Origin of the sequence: Streptomyces sp. NPDC023838, assembly GCF_040639555.1 — a bacterium.
Taxonomy (GTDB): domain Bacteria; phylum Actinomycetota; class Actinomycetes; order Streptomycetales; family Streptomycetaceae; genus Streptomyces.
The window spans coordinates 79638-86080 of the sequence record NZ_JBFAAD010000034.1; the positions used below are offsets into that span (position 1 = coordinate 79638).

Below are 6443 nucleotides of genomic sequence, written 5' to 3' on the forward strand. Positions count from 1 at the left end.
GGGCGCGAGGGACGGGACGGCCGTGCGAGCCGACCCCCGTGGCGGCTCGACACGACACGTACCGTTTCCTCGGCACATTCTTGGAGCAGACCATTCCGCTGTCAATACGCTACGGACCGTCCTCGTAGACTCGCCCCGTGACCGAGCCGCCACGCCCCGCCCCCAACCCCCGGCGTCGGAGCGAGAGATCGCGCCGCGCGATTCTCTCCGCGGCCCTCGAACTCTGCGCGGAAAACGGTTATGGACGCGTCACGATCGAGGGCATCGCCGCCCGTGCGGGGGTGAGCAAGAAGACGATCTACCGATGGTGGCCGACGAAGGGTGCGGTGCTCCTGGAGGCCGTGATCGAGGCCGTGGTCAGCACCTCGCCACTGCCCGACACGGGCGATGTCGACACGGACATGGTGACGCACGTCACCAGCGTGATGCGGGTCTTCACCTCGCCGGTGATCGGCCCCGCGTACACCGGGATCCTCTCCGAGCTGCTCCACGACGAGGCGCTGGCGGGCGCCGTCAACAAGGAGCTGGTCGGTCCGCGGGTCGCGCTCGTGCACGAGCGGCTGCGGGCCGCGCAGCGCCACGGTCAGCTCCCGCCGGACGCCGATCTGGAGCTTGCCGTGGAGATGCTGTACGGGCCGCTGTACTACCGGCACGCGCTGAAGCGGCCGTTCCATGACCCGGACAGGATCGCCTCGCTGGTGGCGTACGTCATGCGGGCGTTGCGAGCACCGGCTCCGAGCTGAAGAAGGTCTTGGCGCGGAGGGTGGCCTCGGTGTCCTGTCCGACGGTGCCGGGCCGGTTGGCGGAGCCGAGCAGGACGCCGCCCCATCGCATGCTCATGTACGCGGCGGTGTGACGCAGGGTCCCCACCAGCGGGTCGGCCACGGACTGGTCGGCGGCGGCGAGCGCCGTCACGCCCCACAGGGTGCGCCCGGCCATCCGTGGCCGGAACTCCAGGCCCGGCACCCGCATCCACCCCGACCAGTGGTCGAGGTAGTGCTTGACCGGGGTCGAGACGGTGTACCAGTACAACGGCGAGGCGATGACGAGGTCGGTCGCCTCCAGGGTCGCTTCGAGCAGGGTCGCTGCGTCCCCGGCCGGGTCGGCGTACAGGCCCTCGCCGTCGTGGCGCCGGTCGGAGAACTCGGGCAGCCGTAGCTGCGAGAGGTCCAGCCAGCGCTGCGAGACGTCACCCGGCAGCTGCTCGGCGGCCAGTCTGGCCAGCGCTTCGGTGTTGCCGCCGGAGCGCGTACTGCCGAGCAGGAAAAGGAAGTTGCGGGACATGATCCCCTCCAGAGATAAGCATGCGCGTGCAGTATATGCACACGCATGCTTATTGCGGGAGGGGCGAATGCCGCCTCCGCCCCCGCCTCCGCCCCCGGACCCGGACCCGGAGGCGGAGACGAAGGGGGGAGACGGGGGCGGGTCCGGGGGTCGGGGTGTCAGAAGGTCAGCTTCCAGCTGTTGATGTAGCCGGTGTCCTGCGGCCCCTTGTCCTGCACCTTCAGCTTCCACGTCCCGTTCGCCGTCTCGGTGGACGCGTTGACGGTGTACGTGGTGTTGATGTTCGGCGTGGAGTCCGACGACGAGTTGTGCAGCCGGTACGCCTTGCCGCTCGGGCCGATCAGGTCGACCACCAGGTCGCCGCTGTAGGTGTGGACGATGTTCACGCCGACCTTGAGCGCGGCGGGCGCGTTGCCCGTACGCCCGGTGACCGGGATCGAGGAGGTCACGGCGGCGCCGGGGGAGTCCGGGATGGTCACGTCGGTGGCGTTCTCGTACGCGTCCCCGGTGGGCGGGGTGGTGGTGCCGGTGGACAGCTGCCACAGCGCGTACGCGATGGCATCGCTGTTGTGGTCGAGCGCGGTGTCGTCGATGTTCGCGCTGGTGTCGCAGGACGAGTGGTAGCAGGCGTCGAACGCGCGGCCCGCCGTGCCGCCCCACTTCTGGGCCTGGGCCGAGGTCTTGGTGTAGTCGGCGCCGGAGAAGAGGCCGCCGACGCGTATGCCGACGTTCTTGAACGGGGCGTGGTCGGAGCGGCCGTCGCCCTCCGTCTCGATCTCGGTGGGTATGGAGAGGGTCGCGAAGTAGTCCTTGAAGACCTTTTCGAGGGCGGGGTCGTCGTCGTAGACGAAGTAACCCGGGTTCGGCGAGCCGATCATGTCGAAGTTGAGGTACGCGGAGATCTTGCCGCGGTCGGCCGAGGAGAGGCTGTTGACGTAGTACTTCGAGCCGACCAGGCCCAGCTCCTCCGCGCCGAACCAGCCGAACCGCAGGTGCTTGTCGGGCTTGAGCTGGGCGCGGGAGACGGCGAGCGCCGTCTCCAGGACGCCGGCCGATCCGGAGCCGTCGTCGTTGATGCCGGGGCCCGCGGTCACCGAGTCGAGGTGCGCGCCGGTCATCACGGTCTGCGAGGTGTCACCGCCCGGCCAGTCGGCGATCAGGTTGTAGCCGGTGGCACCGGAGGAGGTGAACTGCTGGACGGAGGTGGTGAACCCGGCGGCGTCCAGCTTGCCCTTCACGTAGTCGAGCGAGGCCTTGTAGCCGGCCCGGCCGTGGGCGCGGTTGCCGCCGTTGGCGTTGGCTATCTGCTGGAACTGGGCGAGGTGGGCCTTGACGTTGGCGACGGGTATGTCGGGGGCGGCGGCGGCAGCGCGGGCGGGGCCGGGGGTGGTGGGGGCGGGGGTGGTGGGGGCGGCTTGGACTGCCGGTGCGCCGAGGCCGAGACCGAGGGCGAGGCCGAGGCCGAGTGTGACGAGGGTGGTGGCGGCGCCTGCCGCGAGGGTGCCTCTGGGGTTTTTGGGGTGCTTGGGGTGGTTGAGGTGCTTGGTGGGCTTGGTGCGCATGTGGGGGCTCCGTATTCCGTTTGGGGATGAGACGGAAACGCGAGCCTGATGTTCAGGGAGGGTTTGACTCGTCGTCAAGAACGTATTCCGGTCACGGGTGTTCGGGGAGCGGACGGGTGGCGGGATTGTGTCTCTCTCTCCCCGCCCCGCCCCTTCCCGAAAGCCCTCTGGCGGGCGGCCGGGTGGGGGTTGAGGCGCGCTTGCTGGGAGCTGGGCCCCCCGGACCCCGCCGCGGGGCTGCGCCTCGGGCCCGTGTTTTTCCGTGGGGGCGGGTGGGGCTGGTCCCGCAGTTCCCAGCGGGGCCCGTCGGGGTGGCGGGGTTTTGTCCGCGGGCCGGTGGGGGCTGGTCGCGCAGTTCCCCGCGCCCCTGGGGGGACGGGGTCCGGGAGTCAGTCCCGGCAGCGCCCCAGGGGGTGGGGTCCGGAGCACCAGTCCCGTCGGTGCCTCTGGGGGAGGTGCGGGACCGCGGGGCCAGTGTCGTCGGCCCCTGGGGGGACGGCTCGGAGCGCCGGTCCCGGCAGCGCCTCTGGGGGAGGACGGGGTCCGGATCCCCAGCGCTGTCAGCGCCCCCGGGGGGGGATGGGCTACGGAGCGCCAGTGCCGTGAGGGCCTCCACAGAGGCGGGGTCCGGAGCGCCAGCCCGGGCAGCACCTCTACAGAGGCGGGATCCGGAGCGCCAGTCCCGGCGGCGCCCCTACAGAGGCGGGGCCCGGGGTGGCCGGCTGTCGGCGGGGTGCAGGGGGCGTAGCCCCCGCCGGGGTTCCCGGGGCGGAGCCCCGGGGAAACTCCCTCCTCACCCACGCTCACCCCCCTCACCCCCGGAGGGTTTAGGGAAGGGGCGGGAAGGGGCTCAATCCGCCGCCCGCCCACCGCCAGGGAACACCTCTACTCCTCGCCCCCCGGCCCCTCGGGCCCCCGGCGAAGGCCCCTACTCCTCGCCCCCCGGCTCCCCGGGCCCCCGGCGAACGCCCCTACTCCTCGCCCACCCTCACCCCCGGAGGGTTCAGGGAAGGGGCGGGGAGGGGCTCAACGCGCTGGGACGCCGCCGCCAGCGCCGCCCGGCCCCGCCGTGCCGTCCGCAGCGCGTCCCACGTCAGCAGGGTCAGCGCCACCCACACCAGCGAGAAGCCCGCCCACCGTTCCGCCGGCATCGCCTCGTGGAAGTACAGGATGCCGAGGCCGAACTGGAACACCGGCGCCAGGTACTGCAGCAGCCCCAGCGTCGACAGGGGCACCCGTATCGCCGCAGCCCCGAAGCAGACCAGCGGCGCCGCCGTGACCACCCCGGTCGCGGCGAGCAGCGCCCCGTGCCCGGCGCCGTGGGAGGCGAAGGTCGCGTCGCCCTGCGTCCCGAGCCACACCAGATACCCCAGCGCCGGCACGAACTGCATCGCCGTCTCGGCTGCCAGCGACTCCAGCCCGCCGAGGTTCACCTTCTTCTTCACCAGCCCGTACGTGGCGAACGACAGCGCCAGCGTCAGCGAGATCCACGGCGGCCGGCCGGCGCCGACCGCCAGGACGACCACCGCCGTCGCGCCGATCGCCACCGCCGCCCACTGCACCGGCCGCAGTCGCTCCTTGAGCAGCAGCACGCCCATCGCGATCGTGACCAGCGGATTGATGAAGTAGCCGAGGGAAGCCTCGACTACGTGGCCGGAGTTCACCGACCAGATGTAGACGCCCCAGTTGACCGTGATCACGGCGGCCGCGAGGCCGATCAGCCCGAGCCGGCGCGGCTGGCGCAGGAGCTCGCCGATCCACGCCCAGCGGCGCAGTACGAGCAGCGCGACGCCGACGAAGGCGAGGGACCACACCATCCGGTGGGCCAGGATCTCGATCGCGCCGGCCGGTTTCAGGAGCGGCCAGAAGAGCGGGACCAGCCCCCACATCCCGTAGGCACCGATCCCGTAGAGCAGTCCTGCCCGCTGCTCACCGGCAGCGGTCCTCGGTTCCTCGGCCACTGGCCCTCCCTGCGCGCGCGTCGACGGGGTCGACGGTAGCGCCAGGTGGCCGCACCTGTCATGTCCTATATCCGAAAACGGTCCTGACGGCGGGGCGATCAATTCCGCTTACCCGGGGCCAAGGCTCAGACCGCCCCGGCTGCCCCTGCGCCCGCCCCCGCGACCGCCCCAGAGATCGTCTCCGCGATCGGCGTCGTCGGCCGGCCGATCAGCCGGGACAGCTCGCCGGACGTGCCCGCCAGCCGGCCCCGCTCGATCGCGAGGTCCACGTCCACCAGGATCTCGGCGAACGGCGCCGGGACCCCCGCGCCCGTGAGGATGCCGAGGTGCACCTCGGGCGCGACGGCCTGGTACGCGATCTCCTTGCCGGTCGCCCGCGCGACCTCCGCCGCGTACTCGGCGAACGACCAGGCCACGTCGCCGCTCAGCTCGTACGCCCGGCCCAGGTGGCCCTCGCCGGTCAGCACCGCGGCCGCGGCCGCCGCGTAGTCGGCGCGGGCGGCCGAGGCGACCCGGCCCTCGCCCGCGTTGGACACGACCGCCCCGTGCGCCAGGACCGGCTCCAGGTGGGCGGTGTAGTTCTCGGTGTACCAGCCGTTGCGCAGGAAGGTGTACGGCAGCCCCGAGTCCAGGATCAGCTCCTCGGTGGCGCGGTGCTCGTCCGCGAGGCGGAAGTCGGCCTCCGGCCCGCCGAGGATGCCGGTGTACGCGAGCTGCGCCACCCCGGCGTCCTTCGCGGCCGCGACCACGGCGGCGTGCTGGGCGACCCGCTGCCCGACCTCGCTGCCGGAGATCAGCAGTACACGGTCACCGGCGCGGAAGGCCCCGGCCAGCGTCTCGGGCGCGCTGTAGTCGGCCACCCGCAGCTCCACACCGCGCTCGGCGAGCCCGGCGGCCTTCTCCTTGTTCCGTACGACGGCGGCGATCCCGCTCGCGGGCACCCCCGCGGCGAGCAGCTCGTCGATGACGAGACGGCCGAGGGCTCCGGTGGCTCCGGTGACGACGATGCTCATGGCTGCTGACTCCTTGGCTCTCGGTTCCCGTTCGGAACCCGCGGTTCCCGTGCGGAACCCGTGCCACTCACCGTACGGCGGGCGCTAACCTTTCGTAAGTACACACTTTGAAGTAAGGTACTGGTATGGCAGTAAGTGCGAAGCCCGCCGCCGCCCGGCCCGCCGAGGACCTCCGCGAGGCCATGTGTCCGCACCGGCTCGTCCTGGAGCACGTGACCAGCCGATGGGGTGTGCTTGTCCTGCTCGCGCTGATGGAGCGGTCGTTCCGGTTCAGCGAGCTGCGCCGGCACGTCGGCCGGGTCAGCGAGAAGATGCTGGCCCAGACCCTCCAGACACTGGAGCGGGACGGCTTCGTGCTCCGTGACGCCAAGCCGGTCATCCCGCCCCGCGTCGACTATTCGCTGACCCCGCTCGGCCGCGAGGCCGCCGAACGCGTACGGGCCCTCGCCGAGTGGACCGGCGTGCGGATGGAACAGGTGCAAGAGGCACGGGCCGCCTACGACACGGCCCGCGAAGCCAAGCCCGCTTCCTAGGGCCTGTCTGACAAAGGATCTCGGAGGGGTTCGCGGAGCCAGAGGATGAGTGCGGCGAGGTGGACTCCGGCCATGTAGCGGGCGGCGAGT

The 6443-nt window shown here is 71.8% G+C and carries 6 protein-coding genes; 2 read left to right on the plus strand and 4 right to left on the minus strand.

Annotation, left to right across the window (positions count from 1 at the left end):
• The first annotated feature begins 137 nt into the window (after window positions 1-137).
• A complete protein-coding gene (locus AB0G17_RS30675; RefSeq protein ID WP_361389796.1) occupies window positions 138-743 on the plus strand; it encodes a TetR/AcrR family transcriptional regulator in 606 nt (201 codons plus the stop codon).
• On the opposite strand, the gene AB0G17_RS30680 is transcribed toward AB0G17_RS30675, so the two are convergent.
• The 4 genes from AB0G17_RS30680 to AB0G17_RS30695 all read right to left on the minus strand — a co-directional run bounded on the left by AB0G17_RS30680 (window position 709) and on the right by AB0G17_RS30695 (window position 5820).
• Window positions 709-1284: an NAD(P)H-dependent oxidoreductase gene (locus AB0G17_RS30680; RefSeq protein ID WP_361389798.1), complete on the minus strand. Its 576-nt coding sequence runs from the start codon at window positions 1282-1284 to the stop codon at window positions 709-711. The genes AB0G17_RS30675 and AB0G17_RS30680 overlap by 35 nt on opposite strands.
• Window positions 1285-1442: 158 nt before the next feature.
• Window positions 1443-2846 (minus strand): M28 family metallopeptidase, encoded by a 1404-nt coding sequence (locus AB0G17_RS30685; protein ID WP_361389800.1) that lies wholly within the window; start codon window positions 2844-2846, stop codon window positions 1443-1445.
• A 971-nt stretch (window positions 2847-3817) separates the two neighbouring features.
• Entirely contained in the window at window positions 3818-4807 is a 990-nt protein-coding gene (rarD, locus tag AB0G17_RS30690; protein ID WP_361389802.1) for an EamA family transporter RarD, read from the minus strand.
• 125 nt (window positions 4808-4932) lie between these two features.
• Window positions 4933-5820: an NAD(P)H-binding protein gene (locus AB0G17_RS30695; RefSeq protein WP_361389804.1), complete on the minus strand. Its 888-nt coding sequence runs from the start codon at window positions 5818-5820 to the stop codon at window positions 4933-4935.
• Window positions 5821-5945: 125 nt separating this feature from the next.
• Between AB0G17_RS30695 and AB0G17_RS30700 the strand changes: the two genes are divergently transcribed.
• Entirely contained in the window at window positions 5946-6353 is a 408-nt protein-coding gene (locus AB0G17_RS30700) for a helix-turn-helix domain-containing protein (protein ID WP_361389806.1), read from the plus strand.
• Window positions 6354-6443 lie beyond the last annotated feature (90 nt).